25 protein-coding genes, 1 tRNA gene and 1 pseudogene are annotated in these 26,380 nt (G+C 37.3%); 23 read left to right on the top strand and 4 right to left on the bottom strand.

The features are described from left to right. Window positions 1–49 precede the first annotated feature (49 nt). The 6 genes from DYE54_RS03360 (at window position 50) to DYE54_RS03335 (ending at window position 8,707) form a co-directional block, all read left to right on the top strand. Window positions 50–2,164 (top strand): transglycosylase domain-containing protein, encoded by a 2,115-nt coding sequence (locus DYE54_RS03360; RefSeq protein ID WP_115309911.1) that lies wholly within the window; start codon window positions 50–52, stop codon window positions 2,162–2,164. 47 nt (window positions 2,165–2,211) lie between these two features. Further along, window positions 2,212–3,420 carry a tyrosine--tRNA ligase gene (gene tyrS, locus DYE54_RS03355; RefSeq protein WP_115309910.1) on the top strand — a complete coding sequence of 403 codons (1,209 nt, stop codon included), beginning with the start codon at window positions 2,212–2,214 and terminating at the stop codon, window positions 3,418–3,420. A gap of 246 nt (window positions 3,421–3,666) precedes the next feature. After that, entirely contained in the window at window positions 3,667–6,045 is a 2,379-nt protein-coding gene (gene ppsA, locus DYE54_RS03350; RefSeq protein ID WP_115309909.1) for a phosphoenolpyruvate synthase, read from the top strand. Window positions 6,046–6,150: 105 nt separating this feature from the next. Further along, window positions 6,151–6,780, top strand: coding sequence for a CBS domain-containing protein (locus DYE54_RS03345; RefSeq protein ID WP_115309908.1), 630 nt, complete (start codon window positions 6,151–6,153; stop codon window positions 6,778–6,780). 85 nt (window positions 6,781–6,865) lie between these two features. Continuing rightward, entirely contained in the window at window positions 6,866–7,693 is an 828-nt protein-coding gene (locus DYE54_RS03340; RefSeq protein WP_115309907.1) for a pyruvate, water dikinase regulatory protein, read from the top strand. A 9-nt stretch (window positions 7,694–7,702) separates the two neighbouring features. Continuing rightward, complete coding sequence (locus DYE54_RS03335) at window positions 7,703–8,707, top strand: deoxyguanosinetriphosphate triphosphohydrolase (protein WP_115309906.1); 1,005 nt, start codon at window positions 7,703–7,705, stop codon at window positions 8,705–8,707. Between the two features lie 73 nt (window positions 8,708–8,780). Here DYE54_RS03335 and rpmB read toward each other — a convergent pair whose 3' ends face one another. Next, window positions 8,781–8,969 carry a 50S ribosomal protein L28 gene (rpmB, locus tag DYE54_RS03330; protein WP_006556543.1) on the bottom strand — a complete coding sequence of 63 codons (189 nt, stop codon included), beginning with the start codon at window positions 8,967–8,969 and terminating at the stop codon, window positions 8,781–8,783. A 235-nt stretch (window positions 8,970–9,204) separates the two neighbouring features. On the opposite strand from rpmB, the gene recG reads away from it, so the two are divergent. The 10 genes from recG to DYE54_RS03280 all read left to right on the top strand — a co-directional run bounded on the left by recG (window position 9,205) and on the right by DYE54_RS03280 (window position 18,485). Further along, window positions 9,205–11,301 (top strand): ATP-dependent DNA helicase RecG, encoded by a 2,097-nt coding sequence (recG, locus tag DYE54_RS03325; protein WP_115309905.1) that lies wholly within the window; start codon window positions 9,205–9,207, stop codon window positions 11,299–11,301. Between the two features lie 187 nt (window positions 11,302–11,488). Continuing rightward, the gene (locus tag DYE54_RS03320; RefSeq protein WP_115309904.1) at window positions 11,489–11,674 is read left to right on the top strand and encodes a 4-oxalocrotonate tautomerase; all 186 of its coding nucleotides are present in this window, start codon (window positions 11,489–11,491) and stop codon (window positions 11,672–11,674) included. Window positions 11,675–11,778: 104 nt separating this feature from the next. Further along, window positions 11,779–13,233, top strand: a complete 1,455-nt coding sequence (gene guaB / locus DYE54_RS03315; protein ID WP_115309903.1) for an IMP dehydrogenase — start codon at window positions 11,779–11,781, stop codon at window positions 13,231–13,233. Between the two features lie 19 nt (window positions 13,234–13,252). After that, the gene (locus DYE54_RS03310) at window positions 13,253–13,978 is read left to right on the top strand and encodes a WecB/TagA/CpsF family glycosyltransferase (protein ID WP_115309902.1); all 726 of its coding nucleotides are present in this window, start codon (window positions 13,253–13,255) and stop codon (window positions 13,976–13,978) included. Between the two features lie 14 nt (window positions 13,979–13,992). Continuing rightward, window positions 13,993–14,637, top strand: a complete 645-nt coding sequence (locus DYE54_RS03305; protein ID WP_115309901.1) for a phosphatidylserine decarboxylase family protein — start codon at window positions 13,993–13,995, stop codon at window positions 14,635–14,637. Next, window positions 14,630–15,301, top strand: coding sequence for a CDP-diacylglycerol--serine O-phosphatidyltransferase (pssA, locus tag DYE54_RS03300; protein WP_115309900.1), 672 nt, complete (start codon window positions 14,630–14,632; stop codon window positions 15,299–15,301). The genes DYE54_RS03305 and pssA overlap by 8 nt, the downstream gene beginning before the upstream one ends. A 16-nt stretch (window positions 15,302–15,317) precedes the next feature. Continuing rightward, a complete protein-coding gene (locus tag DYE54_RS03295; RefSeq protein WP_115309899.1) occupies window positions 15,318–16,583 on the top strand; it encodes a glycosyltransferase family 2 protein in 1,266 nt (421 codons plus the stop codon). Between the two features lie 218 nt (window positions 16,584–16,801). After that, window positions 16,802–17,572, top strand: a complete 771-nt coding sequence (surE, locus tag DYE54_RS03290; protein WP_115309898.1) for a 5'/3'-nucleotidase SurE — start codon at window positions 16,802–16,804, stop codon at window positions 17,570–17,572. A gap of 23 nt (window positions 17,573–17,595) precedes the next feature. Then, window positions 17,596–18,249 carry an MmcQ/YjbR family DNA-binding protein gene (locus DYE54_RS03285; protein ID WP_115309897.1) on the top strand — a complete coding sequence of 218 codons (654 nt, stop codon included), beginning with the start codon at window positions 17,596–17,598 and terminating at the stop codon, window positions 18,247–18,249. 152 nt (window positions 18,250–18,401) lie between these two features. After that, a tRNA-Leu gene (locus tag DYE54_RS03280) sits at window positions 18,402–18,485 on the top strand. A gap of 186 nt (window positions 18,486–18,671) precedes the next feature. Here the strand turns inward: DYE54_RS03280 and DYE54_RS03275 are convergent. Next, window positions 18,672–20,027, bottom strand: coding sequence for an MATE family efflux transporter (locus DYE54_RS03275; RefSeq protein ID WP_115309896.1), 1,356 nt, complete (start codon window positions 20,025–20,027; stop codon window positions 18,672–18,674). Window positions 20,028–20,311: 284 nt separating this feature from the next. Between DYE54_RS03275 and DYE54_RS03270 the strand changes: the two genes are divergently transcribed. After that, window positions 20,312–20,989 carry a TerC family protein gene (locus DYE54_RS03270; RefSeq protein ID WP_172460547.1) on the top strand — a complete coding sequence of 226 codons (678 nt, stop codon included), beginning with the start codon at window positions 20,312–20,314 and terminating at the stop codon, window positions 20,987–20,989. 203 nt (window positions 20,990–21,192) lie between these two features. After that, complete coding sequence (locus tag DYE54_RS03265) at window positions 21,193–21,765, top strand: nitroreductase family protein (RefSeq protein WP_115309894.1); 573 nt, start codon at window positions 21,193–21,195, stop codon at window positions 21,763–21,765. Window positions 21,766–22,008: 243 nt separating this feature from the next. Here DYE54_RS03265 and DYE54_RS03260 read toward each other — a convergent pair whose 3' ends face one another. Next, window positions 22,009–22,341 carry a hypothetical protein gene (locus tag DYE54_RS03260; protein WP_115309893.1) on the bottom strand — a complete coding sequence of 111 codons (333 nt, stop codon included), beginning with the start codon at window positions 22,339–22,341 and terminating at the stop codon, window positions 22,009–22,011. 90 nt (window positions 22,342–22,431) lie between these two features. Beyond that, the gene (locus tag DYE54_RS03255; RefSeq protein WP_172460546.1) at window positions 22,432–22,854 is read right to left on the bottom strand and encodes a MarR family winged helix-turn-helix transcriptional regulator; all 423 of its coding nucleotides are present in this window, start codon (window positions 22,852–22,854) and stop codon (window positions 22,432–22,434) included. Between the two features lie 346 nt (window positions 22,855–23,200). On the opposite strand from DYE54_RS03255, the gene DYE54_RS03250 reads away from it, so the two are divergent. The 5 genes and pseudogenes from DYE54_RS03250 to DYE54_RS03230 all read left to right on the top strand — a co-directional run bounded on the left by DYE54_RS03250 (window position 23,201) and on the right by DYE54_RS03230 (window position 26,334). Next, on the top strand, window positions 23,201–23,782 hold the full coding sequence (locus DYE54_RS03250) for a sugar O-acetyltransferase (protein ID WP_115309891.1): 582 nt from the start codon (window positions 23,201–23,203) through the stop codon (window positions 23,780–23,782). Window positions 23,783–23,996: 214 nt separating this feature from the next. Further along, window positions 23,997–24,629 (top strand): TetR/AcrR family transcriptional regulator, encoded by a 633-nt coding sequence (locus DYE54_RS03245; RefSeq protein WP_115309890.1) that lies wholly within the window; start codon window positions 23,997–23,999, stop codon window positions 24,627–24,629. Between the two features lie 59 nt (window positions 24,630–24,688). Then, a pseudogene (locus tag DYE54_RS03240) lies at window positions 24,689–24,931 on the top strand (YciI family protein); the annotation flags it as partial. 111 nt (window positions 24,932–25,042) lie between these two features. Continuing rightward, window positions 25,043–25,555, top strand: coding sequence for an NAD(P)H-dependent oxidoreductase (locus tag DYE54_RS03235; RefSeq protein WP_115309888.1), 513 nt, complete (start codon window positions 25,043–25,045; stop codon window positions 25,553–25,555). A gap of 14 nt (window positions 25,556–25,569) precedes the next feature. Then, window positions 25,570–26,334 (top strand): putative quinol monooxygenase, encoded by a 765-nt coding sequence (locus tag DYE54_RS03230; protein ID WP_115309887.1) that lies wholly within the window; start codon window positions 25,570–25,572, stop codon window positions 26,332–26,334. Window positions 26,335–26,380 lie beyond the last annotated feature (46 nt).

Here is a 26,380-nt window from a genome sequence, read left to right as displayed (position 1 = left end):
TATGATATAATAAGCTATATGACTTATTATTCGTAATGAGAGGTGTCGTATGAGTTTACAACGCTCGTCCCAAAGAGGGCGACAAGTTAAAAGTAGAACAACCTCGGTTAAAACACCGAAGAAGAAGTCACCAATCCGTCGCTTCCTATGGATTGTGGGCATTTTATTGTTTTTAATTATTGCAGGAGCTGGTTGTGGCTTTATTGGGGCCACTATGTCAGATTTACCAGAAGTTTCTAATGTAAAGCCAGCGGCGTCTTCACAGATTTATGACGTACATGGTAATTTGATTACAACTGTACATGCTACGGAAAATCGATTGCCAGTTAAGTTGTCGCAGGTACCAAAGAACTTACAAAACGCATTTATTGCAACCGAAGATGTGCGGTTCTATAGCCACCATGGGATTGACCCTATTGGTATTTTGCGGGCTATTTGGGTAAATATTGCACATGATGGTGTGGCTGAAGGGGGCAGTACGATTACGCAACAGTTAGCGCGTAATGCCTTTTTAACACAAGATCGTACCCTTAAACGTAAAATTATGGAAGCTATGTTAGCTTTGCGCATAGAACAGTACTATACTAAACAAGAAATTTTAGAAATGTATTTAAATCAAATTTACTTTGGTCAAGGTGCGTATGGTGTACAAGCAGCGGCCCATGTATATTTTGGTAAAAATGTTCAAGATTTAGATTTAGCACAATGTGCTATGTTGGCAGGTTTGCCACAAAGTCCTAACTACTATTCGCCATTGACGAATTTAAAAGCGGGTAAAGCACGACAGGCTACGGTTTTGAATCAGATGGCAAAATATGAGTATATAGATCAAGCAACAGCTGATCAGTCTAAGGAAGCAGACTTAGGTCTTAGAGAAAAAGCTGATGTGGCTCATAGTGATAATAGTGCATCTTATTTCATTGATTATGTTATTTCAGAAATTGCTGAAAAATATGGTGATGATGCTATTTATAAAGATGGGTTGAAAGTTTATACTACTATTGATATGAAGGCACAGGAAGCTGCTATTAAAGCAATGCATAATTTACCTGACTTCTATACGGATTCTAATGGTTTACAACAACCTCAGGGTGCGTTAGTGGCTATTAACCCTCATAATGGTTACATTGTGGCTATGGTAGGTGGTCGAGGTGATGATTCCTTTAATCGTGCCGTATTAGCAGAGCGTCAGCCAGGGTCAGCCTTTAAACCGTTTGTTTATTTAGCGGCGATTCAAGATGGTATGACACCAGGATCTACCATGGAAGATAAAAAGATTGATTTTAATGGTTGGAGTCCTAAAAACTATGAAGGCACTTATTCTGGCACTATGACATTGCGGTATGCATTACAACATTCTGTTAATACAATTGCAGTACAATTAGCTGATAAAGTAGGGATGAATAAGGTTATCAATTTGGCATCAGAATTGGGTATTTCTACCTTAGTTAAAGATGGTGACAATAATGACTACAACTTAGCCGTTGCGTTAGGTGGTTTAACACAAGGGGTTAAACCAATTGATATGGCTGTTGCCTATGGCACTTTGGCTAATGGTGGTATAAAAGTAAAACCAGTGGCTATTACTAAGATTGTTGATCGCAATGGGCAGGTAGTGGAAGAAAATAGCACGGAAGAAAAACGTGTCGTTGATGCTAAAGATGCATATGTTATTACTAATATGCTAGAGTCTGTAATGTCGGGTGGTACTGGTGGCGGTGCCTCTATTGGACGACCAGCAGCAGGTAAGACAGGGACAACAGATGAATCTAAAGATGCTTGGTTTGTTGGCTACACACCTGATTTAGTGGCCGCAGTTTGGATGGGCGATGATTATGGCGTGGAAACGTTGAATGAAATTACAGGTGGTACTGTACCGGCTGTTATTTGGCGTGATTTTATGTCTGAAGCATTAACGGCTATGGATATTCCGGCTAGTGACTTTAATGTGCCGCCGGGAGCAGCTGCTATAGCTAATCAAGGCTATGCGCCACCACCTAAGAAGGAAGAACCAAAAGACAAAGATAAAGACAAAGTTAAAAAAGACGATAAAGATGGTAAGGATGAGGCTATCAGTGAGGATAGTTCAGGAGATGATGAGGCTAAAGAAGAACCGGCTAAATCGCCTGCTAAAAAATCATCAAAAGAAAGTAAGGGCGAGTAGCTACTTTGGCTATAATTAAACCTGGCAGTTATAGAGGAGGAAGATTGATGAAAACATTGGAAGAACAATTACGTCTTATTAAACATGGCGTGGAGAATTTACTTCCAGAAGAAGATTTTAAGAAAAAGTTGGCAAAATCAATTGCTGAAAATAAACCGCTAAAGATTAAATTGGGCCTTGATCCAACGGCACCAGATATTCATTTAGGACATACGGTGGTGTTGCGTAAATTAAAAACGTTTCAGGATTTAGGACATCAGATTATTATCTTGATTGGCGATTTCACAGCTCGTATTGGCGATCCTACTGGTAAAAGTGTAACGCGTCCTCCTCTTGATGAAGCAGCAGTAGCTCATAATGCTAAAACGTATAAAGAACAGATTTTTAAAGTGCTTGATGAGTCAAAAACAAAAGTTGTATATAACAGCGAATGGCTTAGTAAATTATCGTTTGAAGATGTGTTGAAACTATCGGCTAAATATACAGTGGCTCGTATGCTAGAACGTGATGATTTTCAGAAACGTTATACAGAAGGGCGCCCGATTGGGGTTCATGAATTTATGTATCCTTTGATGCAAGGTTATGATTCTGTAGCGTTAGAAGCGGATATTGAATTTGGTGGTACTGATCAGACCTTTAACTTATTAATGGGACGTCATTTGCAAGAAGAATATGGCCAAGCGCCACAGACGATTATTACAATGCCAATTTTGGAAGGTCTTGATGGTGTTCAGAAGATGAGTAAATCTTTGGGGAACTATATTGGGATTAGTGAAGCCCCTACTGAAATGTATGGCAAGGCTATGTCAATTCCTGATGAGCTTATGATGCGTTATTTCATGCTTGTTACGGATATGTCTATTGAAGAACAAGAAGAATTAGGGAAAGCCTTAGAAGCTGGCACAGCTCATCCACGAGATACAAAGATGAAGTTGGCTCATACTATTGTTCGTTTGTACCATGGGGAAGCGGCAGCTGATGAAGCACAAGAACAGTTCATTCGTGTGTTCCAGAAACATGATTTGCCTTCTGATATTCCTGAATATGCTATTGCTAAGCCAGCAGAATCGGTATATGTACCACAATTATTAACGGATGCAGGGTTAACAGCTAGTAATAGTGAAGCTCGCCGTTCGATTAAAGCGGGTGCCTTTAAGATTAATGGCGAAAAATGTAGTGATGAAAATATTGAACTCGCTGAAGATATGGTACTTCAAGTTGGTAAACGTAAATTTATTAAAATTAAGTTTAACTAACAAGTAGGATAGAATTATAATTATATTGTAGTTTTATTGTAATTAAATGTGTTGCACTATTTAATAGTTTAAATATGCTGCACTATATAGAAAACAAAAGAAGAGTTGATAGCTATCAACTCTTCTTTTTCATATAATTAGAGTATTAATCGTCTATGAGATGCAAAAATTGATTGACATTCTATTAAATGTGTTGTACTATTTACCTATATTGATGTATTTCTTTTCTTCAGGAGGTTTCATATAATGAATCGTGAAAATGCATATGTACTTTGGTTTGATGAATTAAAGCGTGAAGATGTAGCCTTAGTAGGCGGTAAATCTTCTTCGTTAGGGGAAATGACTTCCTCCACAAATGTACCTGTACCATACGGTTTTGCTACAACTGCTCATGGTTATCGGTTCTTTATGGAACGCACTGGGTTAGAAGACAAAATTAAAGCAGAACTTGATAAATTGGACGATGTAGAAAATTCAGCCTTACTTCGTGAAATCTGTGCTAATATTCGTAAATTGATTTGCGATGCAGAAATGCCACAGGAATTAGCAGAAGCCATTGAAAAAGCGTATGCTGAATTAGGTGAAAAAGTTAAAGAAGAAAATCCATTTGTAGCTGTTCGTTCTAGTGCTACTGCTGAAGATTTACCTGATGCAAGTTTTGCCGGTCAGCAAGATACATATTTAAATGTTCGTGGAGCCGATGTCATCATCCAAAAAGTTAAAGAATGTTATGCCTCTACTTTTACAGATCGTGCCACATATTATCGTGTAAAACAAGGCTTTGATCACATGACTGTAGCTTTGAGTGCGGCTATTCAGATGATGGTATTCTCTAAAGCAGCTGGCGTTATGTTTACGGTTGACCTTGTGACTGGTAATGATGAAAGCATTTTAATTGAAGGCTCTTGGGGTCTTGGTGAATATGTAGTACAAGGGACGGTTACACCAGATAACTTCACCGTTAATAAAAAAGAGATGAAAATCGAAAATCGTATGATTAACGATAAAAATATTGCCCTTGTTCGTAATCCTGATGGCGATTGTGCAGAAATTGTAATTCCAGAAGAAAAAGCCAAAACACAAGTTATTACGGATGAACAAGTCCTTGAATTAGCCACTTATGCTAAAGCCATTGAAAAGCATTATGGTTGCTATATGGATATGGAATGGGGCGTTGACGAACGAGATAATAAGATTTGGATTCTTCAAGCACGCCCTGAAACGGTTTGGTCTCGTAAAAATAAAGAAGAAAAACCGGCTACTGAAGCGGTACAGACAACTACATCTCGTGATATTGTAGTCAAAGGGTTACCAGCGAGTCCTGGTAAAGCAGCTGGCAAAGCACATGTCATTTTAGATCCAGCTGATATTGATAGTTTCAAAGAAGGGGAAATTCTTGTTACGACAATGACTGCACCAGACTGGGTGCCAGCTATGAAAAAAGCAAAAGCTATCGTTACTGATGCAGGTGGTATGACTTGCCATGCTTCTATCGTTAGTCGTGAATTAGGGATTCCTTGTATTGTAGGGACTAAGAGTCGTAGTGAAGAAGCTACAAACCGTATTGCTGATGGGCAGATGATTACAGTTGATGCGACTAATGGTATTGTATATGACGGCATTTTAGAAGATGCAGTAAAACCTAAAGAAGAAGCAACTAGTCAAGTAGTCAGTGAATATATTCCAGTTACCGGCACTAAAGTGTATATGAACCTTGGCGATCCTGATTTGGCTGAAAAATATGGTGTATTACCATGTGATGGTATTGGCTTAATGCGTGAAGAATTTATTTGGACCACGTTCATTCATGAACATCCATTGCATTTAATTGAAACGGGTCGTAGCCAATTTGCTATTGATACATTAGCAGAAGGCATGCGTAAAGTATGTCAGGCGTTGGCACCTCGTCAAGTTGTACTTCGTTTAAGTGATTTTAAATCTAGCGAATATCGTGATTTAAATGGTGGTGACAAACACGAACCACATGAATCTAGTGCGTTACTTGGCTGGCGTGGGGCATCTCGTTACTATGACCCTAAATACGCACCGGCTTTCCAATTAGAATTAGCAGCTATTCGTAAAGTGCGTGAAGAATATGGTTTCAAAAATTTACAAGTTATGATTCCGTTCTGTCGTACAGTAAAAGAAGCGGCAGAAGTGACGCGCATTATGGCTGAAAATGGCTTGGCTCGTAGTGCTGACTTCAAGATTTGGCTTATGGCTGAAATTCCTGCTAATATTATTTTGGCAGATCAATTTAATCAATATGTTGATGGTTATTCCATCGGATCCAATGACTTGACGATGTTAATTCTTGGTTGTGACCGTGATAATGAAACGGTACAACATATTTATGATGAACGTAATTTAGCTATTCGTCGTGCTATTCATCATTTAATTGAAGTAGCACATCGCGATGGTAAAACGGTATCCATTTGTGGTCAAGCACCGAGCGTATATCCAGATTTCTGTGAATTCTTAGTACGCAGTGGTATTGATTCTATCTCTGTTAATCCAGATGCTGTAAAAGCTACGAAGAAAATGGTGGCTCAGTTAGAACAACGTATTATGCTTGACGCTGTGACTGGTCGCGGTCGCACTCTTGGCAATGAATTAGAGTGGTAATACTATGTTAAAGAAACAGGAGGCTACTTAGCCTCCTGTTTTTTATAGAGAACATAATTTGACCTATCATTGCATTCAACATCAATTTGGAAAGGAGGGTACACTTTGCAATTAACAGAACGGCAAGATACAATTGTTAATATTGTAAAGGATGAAGGCCCTATTACAGGTAAAGCGATTGCTGCTAAATTATCGTTAACGCGGTCGGCTTTGCGCTCTGATTTAACGGTGCTTACTATGATGGGACTTTTGGATGCACGTCCTAAAGTAGGATATTATTATATTGGCCAACAAGGTGTCAGCCCTGTAGCGAATGAAATTCGCCAATTTACAGTTGGCCAAGTGATGGCGCAGGCTGTGGCAGTAACGGCAGACACTAATTTATACGATACTATTGTTACTATGTTTACTGAAGACGTAGGGACTGTGTTAGTTTGTGATGATGGTTTTTTATTAGGGCTGGTTTCACGAAAAGATTTATTGCGGGCGGCTATTGGCCAGAATGATCCGAAAACAATGCCTATTTCTATGATTATGACACCAGTGAGTAAAATGATTTCGTGTCATGTAGAAGATAGTGTAGTCGAAGCGGCACAGCGGATGATTGATTATGAGGTGGATTGTCTGCCTGTAGTAGAGTTACAGACAGAGGGGACTCGTCGTCGCTATAAAGTATTAGGTCGTATATCCAAAACTACAGTGACTAAATTATTTTTAGATTGTGGTGTGAAATAGATTACTTAATTTTTACGTGCATAGTAGTGAGCAAGCATTGTATAATAAATGTATATTGGGTAAATTGTCATAATTGAGGTGTGGCATGGAAGAAAATAAAATTATTTTTGCAATTTCAGATTCGTTAGGTGAAACAGCAGAATCGGTAGCAAGGGCAACAGCGAGTCAGTTTGATAAAGAGAATATAGATATTATTCGCATTCCCTATATTAGTCAAGAAACACAGATTGATGATGTCGTGAAGGAAGCGGCTCGTGGGAAGCATATTATTTGTCATACCATTGTATCGCCTACCTTACGACGTTATTTACATAATGAAGCACAAAAACAAAATGTTAAGGCTGTAGATATTATGGGACCTGTACTAGATGCGGTAGGGAGCGTAGCCGATACACGGCCTCGTTTAACGGCAGGTATGATTCACAAGTTAGACCAGGAGTACTTTAAAAAAGTAGAAGCCATTGAATTTGCTGTTAAATATGATGATGGTAAAAATCCGTCAGGCTTTGAAAAAGCAGATATTGTTATTATTGGTGTTTCACGAACGAGTAAAACGCCATTATCTATGTTTTTAGCCTATAAAAAAATAAAGGCGGCTAATTTGCCTTTAGTTCCTGAAGTGCCATTACCAGAAGAGTTATTTAAGATTCCGCCTAAAAAGGTCGTAGGTCTTATTATTGATCCTTATAAATTAAATAATATTCGTAGCGAACGTTTACGTACAATGGGGCTAGATGGCGAAGCTAATTATGCAACGGTGGCACGTATTGAAGAAGAATTGGCGTATGCAAAAGCGGTTATGCGTCGCGTTCATTGCCCAGTACTTGATGTATCCAATAAGTCAATTGAAGAAACGGCTTCTTTTGTAATGCAGATTATTGAACGGAATAAACAACAAGAACAAGGCCGCTAGGAGGCTTATATGACGATACGAGAAGAAATTGAAGCTAGAGAAGATTTGATATTATCGCCACAGGCGACTAAGAGTCGTACGGCTCGACGAGATCGTGAGGAAGCACCTGATCCTTTACGGACAGCGTTTCAACGCGATCGAGATCGCATTATACACAGCAAATGTTTTCGTCGTTTAAAGCATAAAACACAGGTATATATTGCGCCAGGAGATCACTATCGAACACGCATGACTCATACGCTAGAAGTAGGTCAAATTGGTCGTACGGTGGCGCGTGCATTACGACTTAATGAAGATTTAGTAGAAGCGATTGCTATGGGCCATGATGTGGGGCATACCCCTTTTGGTCATGTAGGAGAATATGCCTTGCGTGATTTGGTGGGGCATTTTAACCACAATGAGCAAAGTTTGCGTACGTTGGAAGTACTTGAAAAGGATGGACAAGGACTTAATTTAACGAAAGAAGTGCGGGATGGCATTCTTGGGCATACAGGGGCTCATAAACCGGTCACTATGGAAGGTCAGATTATTCGATTAGCGGATCGTATTGCGTATTTGTGCCATGATTTTGATGATGCACAACGAGCGGGCATGTTATCTATTGGGGATTTGCCCCGTTCTGTGCGCGAAGTATTGGGGACTACGCCATCACAGATGATAACTACTATGGTCATGGATATGGTGCGTGAGTCTATGGATAAAACGGAGATTTTTATGTCGGCTGAAGTGACCGATGTAATGAACGAGTTTAGACGCTTTATGTTTACGGAAGTGTATAAAGCACCGACTTTGATTCCTGACCGTAATCGGGCAGCCCATGTAGTGAAATATTTATTTTTACATTATTTAGAAAACCCTGAATTGTTACGCCATGAAGTGGTTCGTCAGGGAGGTGAGGATAGAATTATTTCACTTACAGATATTGTAGATTATGTAGCTGGTTTAACGGATCAGTATGCTATAAAACTATTTAAAGAAATATATATTCCGAGAATTTGGGACCCAGCCAATTAAAATAGGGTAATAAAAAAACTGCCATGACATTTGTCATAGCAGTTTCTTTAGAGTACATGTACCTTCTTATTTTTTACGCGCGTGTAATTTTATCGGAACGAAGGCAGCGAGTGCATACATTTACCTTTTTGGTTTCGCCGTCTACAATTGCTCGTACTCTCTGGATGTTTGGCTTCCAGGTCCTTTTCGTGCGGATGTGAGAGTGACTCACGTTCATACCGCTAGCGGTGGTTTTGCCACATACTTCGCAAAGGTTTGCCATAATTTCCACCTCCAAGCATAATTTACAACATAACATATGTATTCTATCACAAGGGGACAGAATAAAGCAAGTACATAATTAAATTCGTTGACGAATCTTATAAATTGCCGTACTATCTTTCTTAACAGTATTATTATATCATAGATTTGAAGATTAGAAATCACTTTTACAAAGCGCTAGCTGAGACCTATTGGTGTGTTTTTACAGGCTGTAGTTAGGAGGTATTGAAACGTTCATGGAAGAATCGTTATTAACTATAAAGGGTGTAGGACCTAGCCGCGTTAAACAACTAAATAAATTAGGGATTACCGATATATCCTCACTGTTGACGTATTTTCCAAGAACCTATGAAGATCGTAGTGCCACTTATTGTATAGGGGCCTTGAAACAAGGGGCTGTTGGGGCTACGGAAGGTACTGTTTTACATATACAAGAGAAGAAACCTAGGCGAGGTCTTTCTATTTTAGAAATTACCATTGGCGATACTACGGGACGGTTAAAGGTAGTTTTATTTAATCAAGGGTATAAGAAGAATTTTTATAAAGTAGGGCAACGCCTTCATGTATATGGAAAAGTGGAATTTGCTTATGGTTCCTTACAGATGAATTCACCTCATATAGAAATGCTTCGTGAAGGTCAGATGGCAGAAGCTGGCATTGTGCCTGTATACCCTTTAGTGGAAGGCGTCAGTCAATTTGTGGTCCGACAGGCGATTACTAATTGGTTTGCGTCGCATGATTCATTACCAGAATTATTACCGGCTCACGTGAGTCAAGAACAGAATTTTATGTCACGGTATGAAGCGTTTAAAGAAATGCATAGTCCTTTGACGGTAGAGCGTTATGAAATGGCGCGAAAACAGTTAGCTTATGAAGAATTATTTATTATGCAAGCGGGGTTATTATTATTAAGAGCGCGTGAGCAAGACGAAGAAGGTGTTAAAATGCAGCCTTCTGGTAATTTAGTTCACGATTTTTTAGAGCAGTTACCCTTTCAGTTGACTGGTGATCAAAGTAAAGCTTTTCAAGAAATTGCCACTGATATGGAGTCGGAGCGACCGATGCGACGGCTTTTGCAAGGGGACGTAGGGTCAGGGAAAACAGTGGTAGGAGCGTTAGCGTTAATTAAAGTTGTGGAAAATGGCTACCAAGGGGCTCTTATGGCGCCTACTGAAATTTTGGCGCAACAGCATTATGAAAGCTTACAGGAACTTATGAAGCCCTGGTTACAAGCTGTAGCTGCAGAGGCAATAGGAAAAGAAGAAACTAGTACCATACCGGCTTTGAAGATGGCTTTATTAACGGGCTCTACGAAGACCGCTGAACGGCAAGCAATTTATGAAGGCTTAGCCACTGGCGCGATTGATATTGTGATTGGTACGCATGCGCTTATACAAGAAGCGGTACAATTTAAAAAGTTAGCATTGGTTATCGTTGATGAACAGCATCGTTTTGGTGTTGAACAGCGTGCTACACTACAGCGTAAAGGCACAAATTCGCATATGTTAGTTATGACAGCAACACCGATTCCGCGAACCATGACTTTATCTATTTATGGTGATTTGGAAGTGAGTTTAATTAAAGAAATGCCACCAGGACGTAAACCGGTATTGACGTATGCTGTAAATTCTACCTATAAAGAACGGTTGTATGTATTTTTTGAAAAAGAAATGGCCGCTGGACATCAGGTGTATGTGGTGTGTCCATTAGTTGAAGAATCAGAAAAATTGGATTTAGTAGCAGCGGAACAATTATATGAAGAGTTAGCTGAGAAATATAATCGCAAATTTGGTGTAGGGCTTGTGCATGGACGTATGAGTGCTAGCGATAAAGAAGCGGTTATGGAAGATTTTTATAAAGGACGAACTAAGTTATTGGTTTCAACAACCGTTATTGAAGTTGGTGTCAATGTGCCTAATGCGACTATTATGTGCGTGGAAGGGGCGGAACGGTTTGGATTATCTCAACTGCATCAGTTGCGTGGTCGAGTCGGTCGTGGCAATACACAGTCTTATTGTATTTTAGTGAGTGATAGTCGCAGTGAGGATAGCCGGCAACGATTGCAGGTTATGACAGAAACGCAGGATGGATTTATAGTGGCAGAACAAGATTTATTACTCCGTGGGTCAGGGCAATTGTTTGGTTTAGCGCAATCCGGCTTACCAGATTTACGGCTTGCTAATATTTTAAAAGATATAGACTTATTAGTAGCTGCTCGCCAAGACGCTAAGCGTTGGTTGGGCCAAGTTGGTTTTGATAAGGGGATTTCTCAAATGAAACCAGAGTTGAAGCGTCGTTTTGGTGAGAGTTTTCAACGCATTATTTATAGTTAAAGAAACTGCCTAGTTTGGGCGTAAAAAATGATTACCATTTAGTTTTTATAATTTGAGAAAATACTCTATTTTAGCATATACAGAATAGGCCTTATGTAGTAAAATAATATGATAGAGAAGTCTAAATAGATAAAGTATTATATCTATTATAGACATACACGTATTTCGATGATGGAGGTTGAAGAGAATGCCAATTATTCATGTGGAGCTAGTTGAAGGTCGTACCTTTGAACAGAAAAAAGAATTAGGCGAAGTAATCACTAAAGCAACAGTAGACATTATTAAAGTACCTAAAGAAGCGGTAAAAGTTATTTTTACAGATATGAAAAAAGATAATTTTATGGAAGCCGGCGTAATGCGCTCTGAGAAATAAGCCCATTACTAGTTTTGGCGTAGTGACGATTAAGACGTCAATTTGTTTTCAGATTGCTAAGTAGACTGAACCAATTAAGCAAATTAAGGAGAAAGGAAGTTACCATGAGAGAAGATAAGTTTGGGTTACGTGGGTTAACATTTGATGATGTATTGTTAGTGCCAGCGGCATCAGATGTGTTGCCTAATCAAGTAGAGTTGACTACGAACCTAACTCGTGATATTAAGCTCAATATTCCAATGATTAGTTCCGGTATGGATACGGTTACCGAGTCACGTATGGCGATTGCTATGGCCCGTGAAGGTGGTATGGGTGTTATTCACAAAAATATGTCCATTGAAGAACAGGCTCATGAGGTGGATAAAGTAAAACGTTCCGAACATGGTATCATCGTTGATCCAATTTATTTAAGTCCTCAAAACTTATTGTCGGATGCAGAAGAGTTAATGCGCAAGTATGCTATTTCAGGTGTACCTATTACAGAAAATGGTAAATTAGTAGGTATTATTACTAACCGTGATATGCGTTTTGAAAATGAATTAAATCGTCCTATTGGCGAAGTAATGACAAAAGAAAATCTTGTGACAGCGCCTGTAGGAACATCGTTAGAAGATGCAAAAGCAATCTTGCGTAAACATCGAATTGAAAAATTACCATTAGTTGATGAGGCCGGTAATTTAAAAGGCTTAATTACAATTAAAGATATTGAAAAGGCTACAAAATATCCTAACTCAGCTAAAGATGCAAGTGGTCGCTTGCTTGTTGGGGCTGCCGTTGGGGTAAGCAAAGACTTGTATGACCGTATGGATGCATTAGTAGCTGCCAAAGTTGACGTAATCATTGTCGATACAGCCCATGGACATTCTGCCGGTGTATTACGTACATTAAAGGAATTAAAAGCAGCGAATCCACATATTCCAGTCATTGCAGGTAATGTGGCGACGGCAGCTGGCACGGAGGCTTTGATTGAAGCTGGTGCTGATGCGGTTAAAGTAGGGATTGGGCCTGGTTCTATTTGTACGACTCGTGTTATTGCTGGGATTGGTGTACCACAGATTACTGCTGTTTATGAATGTGCAGCAGTAGGTCATCGCTATAACATTCCAATTATTGCTGATGGTGGGATTAAATACTCTGGCGATATTGCTAAAGCGATTGCTGCTGGTGCGAATGTTGTTATGATGGGGAATATTTTAGCTGGTACTGATGAAAGTCCTGGTGAAACGGTTATTTACCAAGGTCGTAGCTACAAAGTATACCGTGGTATGGGAAGCTTAGGGGCTATGAAATTAGGGAGTAAAGATCGTTACTTCCAGACTGAAGCTAAAAAGCTTGTTCCAGAAGGCATTGAAGGCCGTGTACCTTATAAAGGTATGTTAGCTGATACTATCTTCCAAATGGTAGGTGGTCTACGAGCAAGCATGGGATATTGTGGTTGCCATAATATTCAAGAAATGATTAATGATACTCAGTTTATCCAAATTACTGCTGCTGGGCTTAAGGAAAGTCATCCACATGATGTAAGTATTACCGTGGAAGCGCCTAACTATAGCGGCTGATTATTGAGGTGTATTTGTTTTGCGTAATCAATTGAGCATTCTTAATGTGCCGGTTGATGTTATAACCATGAATGAAGCAATTCAGCGTGTACAGGATTTATATTCTGAGCCGGGGCTACATACTGTAGTCACGGTTAACGCTGAAATGGTTATGCGAGCCCGACATGATAAAGAGTTGCACGACATTTTAAAACAAGCAGATTTAGCCGTTCCAGATGGAGCGGGGGTATTATGGGCTGCCGAGCAATTAGGGCAGCACATTCCGGAACGTGTAGCTGGTTGTGATTTAGCGGTTGCTTTATTACAAAAAGCGGCACAACATAAAACGCCTGTGTATTTTTTAGGGGCTGGGCCAGGTGTAGCTGAGCAAGCCGTAAAAAATATGGAGGCTAAGGTAGGTCCATTAGAAGTAGTCGGTATCCATTCCGGCTTTTTTGATGACCAAGAGGAAAAAAATATTATTCAGGCGATTGAAGCTGGTCAAACTAAACTTGTATTAGTTGCTTTAGGCGTACCTAAACAAGAAAAGTGGATTACTGAAAAACTATCTCATTTAGATGGTGTTGTAGCCATTGGTGTAGGTGGTTCTTTTGACGTTATGGCAGGGACGGTAAAACGGGCTCCTGAGTGGATGCAACGGAATCGATTGGAATGGTTATATCGATTGTTGAATCAGCCACAGCGTCTTGGTCGTATGATGGCATTGCCTAAATTTATGTGGGCAGTGAAACAAGCAAAAAAATAGAGAGGTGGTGCGAGATGCCCACAGGGTTTATTGTTAAAGATGGGTATCCTTTCATTGGGGTAACCTTTCTGATAGCTATTTTAGTGGGATATTTTTTATCTCCGTATGTGGCGATTATACCCTTTATACTCGCTTGCTTTTTTACGTTCTTTTTTAGAAATCCCAAACGTGAAATTCCGACAGATCCTGATGTATTGGTATCACCAGCGGATGGAAAAGTTATGGAAGTAAGTGAAGTATATGAAGATTTATTCTTAAATACTGAATGTAAAAAGGTAACGATTTTCTTATCTGTTTTTGACGTGCATGTAAATCGAGCACCTATGGAAGGGAAAATTACGTTCCGACAATATACATGTGGCGGATTTTTACCAGCTTACAAGAAGACCGTAGGCTATGAAAATGAACGCCATTCCATTGGTATTGACAATGGACGCATTGAAATTTTAGTTACACAAATTGCAGGATTATTAGCCCGTCGTATTGTATCGTGGACTGATTTAGGACATACGTTGGCAAAAGGTCAACTATATGGGATGATAAAATTTGGGTCTTGTACTGAAATTTTTGTGCCTAAGTCAGTCGATATTTGTGTTAAAAAAGGCGATTATGTACGTGGTGGGGAATCAATTATTGGGAGGCTGCCAAATAATGGATAAATCAATTTTTCCAAATATGTTTACGGCTGCTAATTTATCCTTTGGCGTCGTAGGCATTACTATGGCAGCTAACGGTGAATTTACATTAGCAGCTATTTGTGTGTTGTTATCGTTATTAGCTGATGGTTGTGATGGTCGTGTAGCCCGTGCGCTTGGCGTATCAGGGCCAATGGGACGTGAATTAGACTCCTTAGCTGATGTAGTCGGCTTTGGTGTAGCACCAGCTTATATGCTCTATATGTATCAATTGAGCCATACGGGTTGGTTAGGTTATGTACCTTTATTAGCTTTTTCTGTATTAGGTGCCTTCCGATTAGCTCGTTTCAATATCATGACTGATGAAGTGCATGGATATTTCTTAGGATTACCAATACCAGCAGCGGGTTGCATGGCGGCTACTTATGTATTGTCTGGTATTCGTGTACCAGAGTGGTTGTTGATGATCCTAATGGTGATTGTAGGCTATTTGATGGTAAGCCGCGTGCATCATCCAGATTTTAAAGGTAAAGGTGCGGATCCAGTGAATACGTTAGCTTTGGCTATTGTAGCTCTATTAGGGATTATTGCGCTAGTTCTTGATTGGCATAGTTGGCCTGTGCTTATCTTTGCTTTATATGCTGTATTTGGTATTTGTAATACGATTATTAATCTTGTAAAACGGTGAGAGGTGAAGGACGTAAATGGATTATATTCTTGACCTTATCATGATTCCCTTACAGGTAATTATTGTGTTTTACACGATTTATTACTTTATTTTAGCAGTTTCGGGAATGTGGCGAAGGAAAGAAAAAAAGAATTATACGCCTAAGAACTCATTTGCCATTATTATATGTGCTCACAATGAAGAAGCCGTTGTAGGCCAGCTAGTGGAGAATTTAAAAATTTTAGATTATCCTAATGAGCTATATGATATTTTTGTAGTAGCTGATAATTGTACAGATCAAACAGCACGGATTGCTCGTGAAGCTGGTGCTATGGTTCATGAGCGTGAGAACCTTGAAGAAGTGGGTAAAGGCTATGCCATGGGATGGATGTTTAATCGCATTTATGAAATGGAACGCAAGTATGATGCCTTTGTAATTTTTGATGCCGATAATTTAGTACATCCTAATTTCTTGTTGGAAATGAATCATCACTTAGAGTTAGGCGAACCTGTAATTCAAGGATATTTAAATGCTAAAAATCCAACAGATACATGGGTAGCTGGTACATTTGCTATTGCTTTTTGGCAGGTCAATCATATGTGGCATTTAGCGAAATATAATCTAGGATTATCAACCGCGCTAGGTGGTACTGGTATGTGTATCCGCACAGATATTATTAAAAATTACGGTTGGGATTGTAATTGTTTAACGGAAGATATGGAATTTTCCATGAAGTTACTAATCCATGGTATTAAAACAACCTGGGCTCACGATGCTATTGTATATGATGAAAAACCGCTAGGTTTTATGCAATCGTGGCGTCAGCGAAAACGTTGGGCTCAAGGTCATTTTGATTGTGGTGAACGCTATATTCCTAAACTTTTCGTAGAAGGCATTAAGCAAGGTAACTTCCGTATTTTAGATGGGATTATTCAAATTAGTCAGCCATACTTTTTATTAGTATCTACATTTTATTTGATTATGACCTATATTAATGCATATGTGCCGATATATACGAATATTATTTATCAAATATTACCAGTTACTGTATGGACAATTATAGGGATAGGTCAGTATTTATTCCCCTTAATTGTATTGGCCAGCATTAAAGTGCCACCAAAAGTTTGGTTATATTATTTGGTATATCCATTATTTATGTATAGTTGGGTGCCGGTTACTTTTTTAGGCTATTTAAATCGTCACGATAAAGTATGGGCGCATACTGAACATACTCGTGGGGTTGCTTTAGGCGAAGTTAAATTGACCCGCATGGGGAACGCGGATAAAAAAATAAAAAAATAAATTGTCAATTACGGTAGTAAGTGATAATAAGAAAAGTGTCTAGTAAATAGGCACTTTTTTAATATATAATAATATGTAGTGATGTATGATATATAGTGTGATATATAGCGATATTAACTAATCTATTTGATGATTGGTAATGAAAATATAGGCTGGCTATTAGCTAAACAGAATGAATAGCCTGTTTTATGGTGAGAAGAAAGGATCTATAAACGACTATGCATATTTTATTAACAAATGATGACGGTGTATGGGCTAAGGGAATATTAGATTTGGGTGCAGAACTGGCTAAACATCATCGAGTAACAGTGATTGCACCTGAAGTTGAGCAAAGTGCTAAATCGCATGCAATTACGATTCAGATGCCTGTACGTTTACGACGTTTTTCAGAAGATAGTGACAATCCTAGACGCTTTGCAGTAACAGGGACACCGACTGATTGTATGAAATTTGCTTTGTCTCATTTTTTGAAGAATGATATGCCTGATTTAGTAATTTCTGGTGTTAATAATGGCTTTAATTTAGGCTCTGATGCTTTATATTCTGGTACTGTGAGTGCTGCTATGGAAGCTCTGTTCTATAATGTACCAGCCTTAGCTGTATCGGTAGAACGATATAGTCCGGCTCGTAGTGCTGAAATTATGCCATTTATTCGTGAGTTTGTTGAAACCGTATTTGCAAAACAACAATATCGTGGTTTGTTAAATATGAATTTTGCTAAAGAGGGGCCCGTAGGTTGGTCCAATTGCGAAATTTTAGACCAAGGGTTACAACAATACTATGATATTATTGATCCTCGTGAAGATAGAAAAGGGCGTAAATATTATTGGATTGGTGGTAAATTGGGGTTTGAACCAGAAGCAACGCCAACAGATGTAGCATCTGTAAAAAATGGTAAAATTACGGTAGTTGCCTTGACGTGGAAACAACAAGATAATGCTGGAACGGCACAAATGCGAGATATTCTTGGTGAAGTTAAAAGTAAATAAAAGCGTAAAGAAGGCTAGCTAATATGTATTATAATGAAATCTTTAATACACATATTTTTAATACTTCAAAAGCGTTAGAATATGGATTTAAAAAAGTTGGAACAAGTTATCGATTAACTAAAGAGTTAGGCCATGACACGCTAGAGGCTGAATTTGAGATAACTAATAAAAGTTTTAAAGTGACTATTTATGAGGAGCCAGAGCATATAGAATATGAATTATTTAATGTGCCAAGTAGTGAAGGCGCTTTTATTGGTAAATTAAGGGCTGATGTTGATAAACTAATCAAAGAGGTTATAGCTCATAGCTTTGATTCGTTTAATCGACGTAAAGAATTATTAACATATGTGTATGAGCAATATCAGACGATTCCCGAAGAACCATGGGATAAATTTGCTTCTTATTGCACCCTCAAAACAAATCACACTAAGAAATGGTATGGTTTATTTATGAATATTCCTTATAAATATTTAGTGAAGGATAGAGATGGTTATATTGATGTGTTAAATGTTAAAGTACTTCCTGAAACTGTTGCCGATTTAGTTGATTATGTGCATATATTTCCTGCGTATCACATGAATAAAAAACATTGGATTACCATTGTTCTTGATCAAACCGTTAATATTGAATTAGTTAAAACGCTATTACAAAATAGTTATCATTTAGTCGAGAAATAGTGTTATAGTATGCTTTTTGGGATATTTAATAAGGAAAAAGAGCCTTGCGAAGTATGCTTTAGCTTGGGGAAGTTTGACATATAACATTGTAAATTGTAGCATGGTTTTATTTGACACTTTTAATTAAAAGGAATACAATTAGGGCATATTCTGCGGTTGTGGTGGAATGGCAGACACGCTGTCTTCAGGTGGCAGTGCTTTCGAGCGTGCGGGTTCAAGTCCCGCCAACCGCACCATTGTTTTTTAGTAAAAGCATAACATATAATAGATAAAAAGAGCCGAAGCATGTTGATTGTTATCAATTTAGCTTCGGCTTTTGTGATTTATTTAGTTTAAAAATCTATATTATAGACATGTTTAAAAGCAGCAGCACATAGTAAAAACTTTTTTCATACTAACACTCCTTTTTTATAAATGGACTCTTACATTATTTTATCATATCTTTTGTATTGAATAAACCAGACACGCACTGTATACGCTACTGCTGAACAAGCCACACCACCTAAGAGGCCCATCCAAATGCCATAAGGTCCGTAGTCCATGACAAGGGTGAAGAACGCAGCAATTGGCAAGCTAAGGCCCCAATAGCAAATCAGGGCAATTAGAGAAATAATACGTACATCCTTATAGCCCCGTAGAACACCTTGTAGTGGTGTGCCAAAAGCATCAATTACGGTGAAGAAGACTGCATAGGACAAGAAGCTACTGATTAATTGAATCATATGTGGATCATTGGTATAAAAACTGGCAATTTCTAGTAAGTGAGTAAAGCTATACATACAAATAAGTCCAGCAATAATGAGGGCTAGACCACGGGCGATATAAGCATATTGCTTTGCATCTTTATAGCGTTTAGCGCCGACTTCGTAACCAACAGCAATGGTAGAGGCAATGCTTAGACTAAGTGGGAAACAATAAAATAAATTGGTAAAACTAATAGCTGCTTGGTGAGCAGCTATAATTTGTGTGCCATAATAGGCCATGATTAAGCCTACGACACTAAATAAACTCATTTCACAGAATATGGCAATACCAATGGGAATCCCTAATTTTAGCTGTTCAATAATATAGGGAAATTGGAATTTTGGCCACCAACGAAAAATACGATAAGGCTTAAAGGCTTTGTTATATAGTAAAATGAAAAAGTAAGCCAAAAAGTTATACCAAGAGCAAATGGCAGTGGCAATACCAGCACCAAGACCGCCAAGTGCAGGAAAACCAAAATGACCAAGAATTAAGCCATAGTTTAAAATCACATTTAATACAAAACTAGACATCATAATATACATAGAGTAATGGGTATAACCATGACAATCTACAGTATTGCGCAGAACACTACTTCCCATAAGCGGGACCATACCAAAGGCAATCGCAATCATATACTGGTTGGTAATCGCCCTTGTTGCTGGTTCTAGATTAATTAACGATAAAATAGGCTGCAATGTAATGATTCCAAGTACTATAAGTAATAGCCCTAACGCTATTGCAAGATATAGACCATGGGCGATAATGGTAGGAATATTTTCCTTTTTATTGGCGCCTAACAATTGAGCAATAATAGGAGAAATGCCAAGTAATATGCCCATGACACCAAAGAAAGAGGCAACCCAAATATTATAGCCTACTGAGATACCCGCAAGGTCTACAGTACTATATTGACCGGTTAATAAAATGGATACGAAAGAACCTGCAATTAGAGAAAATTGGGTAAGGATAATTGGTAATGCTAATCGAATAAATAATTGCATTTTTTCAAAAAGTTTAAAGGTTGGGTGCATAGCGCCTCCTTAGTGAAGTATTGAATATAGACAATAAAAAAATCTCCAATGAGCATCGGAGAACTGTATTTATAGGGAAAATTACATAGTTAATTATTATAACTTTATTGTAACATAGGGGAAAGATAATGAAAAGTAGAACCTATTTAGTAGAAATTTATAAAAATTTTGATTTACTGTATTAAAACTATCGACAAGACTAGTTTTTTTCGATATAATAATTTTGCTAGATTGATGAAATGCGATTAAGATATATTGAAAAATTGAAAACGGGGGTATTGAATTTGGAACTGTTTACAGCTGCAGGTTTAATGGCTATTGCAAAGATTATTGTTATTGATATTCTATTAGCCGGTGATAATGCGATTGTTATTGGTATGGCAGCCAAAAATTTACAGGATAAACATCGTAAACAAGCGATTTTCTGGGGGACTTTTGGTGCCATTGCATTGCGTTTGATTATGGCGTTCCTATTTATTGAGGCGATTAATAATATACCAGGTTTACGTTTAGTAGGCGGTATTTTATTGCTTTGGATTGGTTATAAATTAATGGCTAATTCAGAGTCATCCCATAATATTGAAGCTAAAAGTAATTTACGAGATGCTATTATTACGATTGTCATTGCCGATGGTATCATGGGGATTGATAATGTAATTGGTGTTGTCGGTGCTGCTGAAGGTCATATGGGCCTAGTATTGGCAGGGATTTTAATTACGGTGCCAATTATTATTTGGGGTAGTACTTTATTTGTGAAATTAATTGACAAATATCCAGCTATTCTATTCTTTGGTGGTGGTATTTTAGGTTGGATTGGTGGCGAAATGATCCACTCTGATAAGTATGTATTTGATTACATTGATCCAATTACCTTGCCATTTAAAATTGGATGTATTGTGCTAGTTGTTGGTGCGGCTTTAATTCAGCGAAAGTTGACGGCTAATAAATCTACACAGGAATAATGAATTAAGGAAGAGGCTCTATAGAGCCTCTTTTTTTGAAATTTATATATTGATATTTTTCGAAATAAGGTATATAATTAACTTGTAAAGATGAATAAGACAAGTTAGGACTAAAAAATCAGTTATGTATAATTTATGTAGTATTACACTGATACAGCATTGGATTACGAAAATTACAGAGGTCTTAATTGAGGAGGTTTATTATGAAAACATTAGAAGTAGCAGAAAAACGTCGTACCTATTACAATATTAACAAAGAGTTACCGGTGAAAGCAGAAGAAGTTGTGGATTTGGTGGAAAAAGCCACTGAACTAACACCTGATTCTTTTAATATGAAAAGTTCTCGCGTAGTGGTTGCACTTGGTGCGCAACATGATGCCCTATGGGATACTATTTATGATGTATTTGAAGGCAAGGTAGCTCGTGAAAAAATTGATAGCTTTAAAGCTGGCTATGGGACTATTTTATATTTTGTAGATCAACCCACTGTAGAAAGTTTGCAAGATCAGTTCCCAATGTATGCTGAACGTTTTCCTCATTGGGCGGCTCAGTCAGCTGGTATGCTTCAGATTACCATTTGGGAAGGATTACGTGAATTAGGGGTTGGTGCTTCTTTACAGCATTATAATCCAGTGATTAATGAAGCGGTACAGAAATTATTTGATTTGCCTAGCAATTGGGTGTTAGATGCTCAAATGCCATTTGGTGGTATTGTGGCAGAACCAGATGCGAAAGAAAAAGAAGATATTAGTCAACGTGTAGTGATTAAAAAATAATTGCTTAGATAGATATAATTAAGTGAATATAATTGCGTGAATATAAATAAGCGAAATGTATGTATAGAGAGTAAGTAAAAACATTGGTAAACTTACCCATGTAAAGATATAAAACATTTTACATTTTAAATTAAAGAAGCTGTAACTAAGGATGAATCCTCGGTTACAGCTTTTTTATATAATAATTATATATGATAATTCATTCTAAGATTTTACGCTAATTAAAATAAGAATATAAACAATTTATCCTTCTATAATAGCTAGGCAACCGGCGCAAGCTGGACAATCACAATACATAGCACCTTTACTTTTAATGTCTAGTCCATGAGCATGTAAGTCTTGAGCCAATTTTTCGCCAAAAATTTGAACGCCTAATTCGGAACCTGTTAAAGCAATTAAATTATCAACAGTAGTAATATCAGCTTTTGCTTCGGCCATTAATTTTTCAGTTGCAGCAGCTTCTTGTTCAGTGCCAAGTGAGTTTAACCACGCTTGTGCTACTTCTTTTAATTCTGGGCAACAAGATGGTGCTTCTATAATCGATGTAACGATAGGTTTTAGTTCTTTGCTGGTCATAATAAATATCTCCTTTTGCTTTTTAAAATATTACTATAAAATACTTAATATTCTTATAAATTATCCAATATTAATGTAGGTTTACAAATATCATTCTAAATTACTTAATATTTTTCTTAATTGTGCCTCAAAATGTAAAATTTCAGATTCTGAAAAACCATTATATGCTTTGCTTGTCATCATTTGGCTGATGATAGCTGAATCTGCCTTAGCTTGTTTACTTAAAGGTGTTAAAAATATGCGTTTACTACGTTTATCGCCATCTTTGACTCGACGTTCAACTAAATGCTGTTGTTCCATAGTTTGTAGCATTTTAGATAGCGTATTTAAAGCAAGCCCTGTATTAGTGGCTAATTCAGACATAGTAATGCCGTCGTTTTTCCAAAGTTGATATAAAATTTTGCCTTGCTCAGAGTTAAAGCTGGTAATATTATGTTCTTGCAATAAACGGTTTAGTAATCGGTTACTCAACAAATGGATCCGACCTATTAAATAACCTATTTCCCGATCCAAAAGCCACCTCCATATTAATCACATGAATAAAAACTTCTATATAGAATCTATATAAAGCTTATCATAAGGAGATGACACTGTCAATAACATCTATATAGAAGTTTTTTGCTGGATTAATCTTGATAAGTTGGTGCGTTAGCTGAACAATGGTTAGTATCTAAAGGATTAAAATAAGAAGATTTACAATAAAAATGCTTAAAAGGCATTTTTGTTTAAAAAGAATAAGTATTAGACGAGTAGTTAAAGACCGATTACAGTAGAAAGTGTAATCGGTCTTATTTTTTTAGTAGAATCTATAAAGATAATTTTATCAGTGTTGTGGGAGTATGCGGAAAGAAGGAGTCAGATGTCTGAAGAACCATTAAGACAGTCTATTTTTGAACGGGAATTAGCGGGTCAGGTTATTTCTACAAAGGATGAAGAATATTTAGCGATTCATAAGATTATTAGAAAGGCACAGACATTAACGGCTAAATTGAATACAGGGTATCATGAGATGGATGAGATACGTCATATATTCTCTGAAATAACTAATAGTGAGATTGATGAATCCTTTAGAATGAATCCACCATTTTATACAGACTATGGTCACAATATACACATCGGTAAGTCTGTATTTATAAATTTTAATTGTGTATTTATGGATCGTGGTGGCATTTTTTTAGACGATTATGCATTAATTGGTCCAGGAGTCCATTTATTAACAACAAATCATATTGAAAATCCCTTTAGTAGAGAAAGCACTCAGTCTAGACCTATTCATATAGGGAAAAGGGTATGGCTTGGTGGTAATGTAACAGTGTTGCCAGGCATTACGATTGGTGATAATTCTATCGTGGGTGCTGGCTCTGTTGTTATTCAGAATGTGCCTGCTAATGTAATTGTTGCTGGTAATCCAGCGAGAATTATTCGGTCTTTAACAAAATAAAATATAGTTGTGGACGAAATTAACCAGTTAGAAGGTACGATTGTTATTGATTCAATATAATTCTGACATTATGTCAGAATTATATTGACGATGTGTCAGTAAAAAGATATAATATAATCATCAGCTGATATAAATGAAGGAATACATTAAAGGATAATTTTACCCTAATTAAAACAATGTTTATTCCTAAGTGTGCATAAAAAGAGGTGATGATATGGCGCGATCATCTAATAAAATAGTATCGCAGCGTCCTGAGGAAATTATGGATGCTTGTGAAATATTGTATAGAACTAAGAGTTTTAATGAAGTTAATTTAAAAGACATAGGTGAAATAACAAGTATTTCACGGTCTTCTATCTATAATTATTTTAAAACCAAGGAAGAAATATTTTTAAGTTTACTTACGCGGGAATATAAAGTATGGGTAGTAGAATTGCGAGAAATTAATGAGCAACCGTCATTATTAGCCGATACATATGTAAAAAAATTAGCTAAATCGTTATCTAATCATGAGTTATTATTACGGATTCAATGTACTAATTTGTATGAAATAGAAGAACATAGTCGATTAGAGTTTTTAGTGGCATTTAAAGACGTGTTTAAAGAAGCAATGATTTGCATCGATGCTGGGTTAGCAAAATTTTTTCCGGAACTAACAGATGAAAAGCGTGCTGATTTTGGATATGCATTTTTCCCTTTTATATATGGAGTATACCCCTATGTAAATCCATCAACTAAACAAAAACTAGCTATGGACACGGCTAACATTCATTATAGGACAATTTCAGTAGAGCAAATTATTTATGCTAGTATATATCCGTTACTAGTAGGACTTCTTAAAACGTAGGTTAAGTTAATATTTTTATAACTATTGCATTGTTAATAGCAAATTAAGAACAGGCTGAAAAGCTACTGGAAGGACATCGTGCTTGGTTTAAAGAGCAGTTTGAGTCTGGACATTTTTTAGTGGTAGGGCCATATAGAGATCAAGAAGCAGCTGGTATTGTTATGGCGCAAGCGGAATCTCGAGAGGCTATAGAGGCACTGATTGCTAAAGATAGCTATTATCCAGATAAGGCGGTTTATACAATTCGTGAGTTTCAGGCTAATTTGATAGCTGATAATGTAACCTCGTTTCGAGGTAAATAATAATTTAAGAACATAATCTAGTAAAATATTAAAAATGATATAGTGAAATATAAAAATAATGTAGTAAATTTTAGATACGTTAGAAGTAGAGATACAATAAAGGAGATTATTATGAAAACAACAGTATTTGTATTCCATCCACATATGAGTGATTCTGTAGTAAATAAGGCCTTAGCAAAAGCCGCTGAAGGCGCACAAGTTGATGTTCGTTATATGTATGAAATATACCCAGATGGTAAAATTGACGTAAAAGCAGAACAAAAAATATTAGAAGCAACGGATAGAATTGTACTGCAATTTCCATTCTATTGGTATTCTTGCCCACCTTTATTGAAACAGTGGGAAGATGAAGTATTTGAACATGGCTGGGCTTATGGTTCAACAGGCACAGCTTTACATGGTAAAGAATTGATGTTAGCACTTTCTACAGGGGCAAAAGCAGAGGACTATACAAAAGGAAGTCGTTTTGATGTAACTATTGATGAATTAGTATTGCCATTTAAAGCTACTAGTCAACTAATTGGTACTACTTGGTTGAAACCATTTGTGACTTATGGTACGTTAGGTATGGAAACCGCTACATTAGAAGCGCAAACGAAAGCGTATATGGCTACTTTAAAATAAGTAGGGGGTATTGTATGAAAAAATATTGGAAAATGTTAGCTACTACATCTTTGCTATGTTTAATGATGGCTACTGGAAGTGCTAAATCTACTACAGTGGAACCAGAAGTGCCTGATAATATACCAGTATATAACTTATTTACTTTTGAAGTTGATCAGGCTGTACAACCTGCATTTTATGACAATGGTTATCAAAATTTCACAAAGTCACTGGCTAATGAATCAGGAACCTGGGCGATGAATGCGAGTACTGATAAGACAAATAGTAATCTAGTGTATGTAGCTGAAATTTATGAAAATAATAAAGCGTATGAAATTCACAAAAAATCACCACAGTATAACGCGTTTATTGATGCAGTTGGTCGACATTTGAATAGTCGTACCTTTTACGCTTTAGAGCCGGTAGCTTTGTTAACTAAAGAAGACTCGTTGGCATTAGTAAATGATACTCAGGTACTAGTTAACTTGGCTATGGTAAAAGTAAAGCCAGGCTATAACGAAGACTTTTCACGGGTGGTTGTCGATGAGATGAAGCAATCCATTGCAGATGAACCAGGGGTATTGGCTATGTATGCTGGTCAGGTGAAAGGTGATAAAAATACTTGGTATTTTTATGAAATTTATGCGAATAAGGAAGCGTATGAAAAACATAGAAATACGTGGGCATTTAAATGGTATATTTCTGAAACTAAGGATATGCTAACCGATAAATCGATTACCTCTATGGAAGCTAAGTTATTGATGCATAAGGGCGCTATCAATTACGAAGTAAACAAATAACATATACCCCCCTCTAGTATCTGGTAATGTCCTATGTTACCATAAA

It is taken from the genome of Veillonella criceti (assembly GCF_900460315.1).
Lineage (GTDB): Bacteria > Bacillota > Negativicutes > Veillonellales > Veillonellaceae > Veillonella_A > Veillonella_A criceti.
The sequence above is the reverse complement of the archived record's forward strand: the minus strand, read 5'-3'. Positions and strand labels throughout refer to the sequence as shown.

Bases quoted from the DNA above. Each gene is read 5' to 3' on its own strand.
- DYE54_RS03360 (WP_115309911.1), top strand. From the start codon at position 50: ATGAGTTTACAACGCTCGTCCCAAAGAGGGCGACAAGTTAAAAGTAGA.
- tyrS (WP_115309910.1), top strand. From the start codon at position 2,212: ATGAAAACATTGGAAGAACAATTACGTCTTATTAAACATGGCGTGGAG.
- ppsA (WP_115309909.1), top strand. From the start codon at position 3,667: ATGAATCGTGAAAATGCATATGTACTTTGGTTTGATGAATTAAAGCGT.
- DYE54_RS03340 (WP_115309907.1), top strand. From the start codon at position 6,866: ATGGAAGAAAATAAAATTATTTTTGCAATTTCAGATTCGTTAGGTGAA.
- DYE54_RS03335 (WP_115309906.1), top strand. From the start codon at position 7,703: ATGACGATACGAGAAGAAATTGAAGCTAGAGAAGATTTGATATTATCG.
- rpmB (WP_006556543.1), bottom strand. From the start codon at position 8,969: ATGGCAAACCTTTGCGAAGTATGTGGCAAAACCACCGCTAGCGGTATG.
- recG (WP_115309905.1), top strand. From the start codon at position 9,205: ATGGAAGAATCGTTATTAACTATAAAGGGTGTAGGACCTAGCCGCGTT.
- DYE54_RS03320 (WP_115309904.1), top strand. From the start codon at position 11,489: ATGCCAATTATTCATGTGGAGCTAGTTGAAGGTCGTACCTTTGAACAG.
- guaB (WP_115309903.1), top strand. From the start codon at position 11,779: ATGAGAGAAGATAAGTTTGGGTTACGTGGGTTAACATTTGATGATGTA.
- DYE54_RS03305 (WP_115309901.1), top strand. From the start codon at position 13,993: ATGCCCACAGGGTTTATTGTTAAAGATGGGTATCCTTTCATTGGGGTA.
- pssA (WP_115309900.1), top strand. From the start codon at position 14,630: ATGGATAAATCAATTTTTCCAAATATGTTTACGGCTGCTAATTTATCC.
- DYE54_RS03295 (WP_115309899.1), top strand. From the start codon at position 15,318: ATGGATTATATTCTTGACCTTATCATGATTCCCTTACAGGTAATTATT.
- surE (WP_115309898.1), top strand. From the start codon at position 16,802: ATGCATATTTTATTAACAAATGATGACGGTGTATGGGCTAAGGGAATA.
- DYE54_RS03285 (WP_115309897.1), top strand. From the start codon at position 17,596: ATGTATTATAATGAAATCTTTAATACACATATTTTTAATACTTCAAAA.
- DYE54_RS03275 (WP_115309896.1), bottom strand. From the start codon at position 20,027: ATGCACCCAACCTTTAAACTTTTTGAAAAAATGCAATTATTTATTCGA.
- DYE54_RS03265 (WP_115309894.1), top strand. From the start codon at position 21,193: ATGAAAACATTAGAAGTAGCAGAAAAACGTCGTACCTATTACAATATT.
- DYE54_RS03260 (WP_115309893.1), bottom strand. From the start codon at position 22,341: ATGACCAGCAAAGAACTAAAACCTATCGTTACATCGATTATAGAAGCA.
- DYE54_RS03250 (WP_115309891.1), top strand. From the start codon at position 23,201: ATGTCTGAAGAACCATTAAGACAGTCTATTTTTGAACGGGAATTAGCG.
- DYE54_RS03245 (WP_115309890.1), top strand. From the start codon at position 23,997: ATGGCGCGATCATCTAATAAAATAGTATCGCAGCGTCCTGAGGAAATT.
- DYE54_RS03235 (WP_115309888.1), top strand. From the start codon at position 25,043: ATGAAAACAACAGTATTTGTATTCCATCCACATATGAGTGATTCTGTA.
- DYE54_RS03230 (WP_115309887.1), top strand. From the start codon at position 25,570: ATGAAAAAATATTGGAAAATGTTAGCTACTACATCTTTGCTATGTTTA.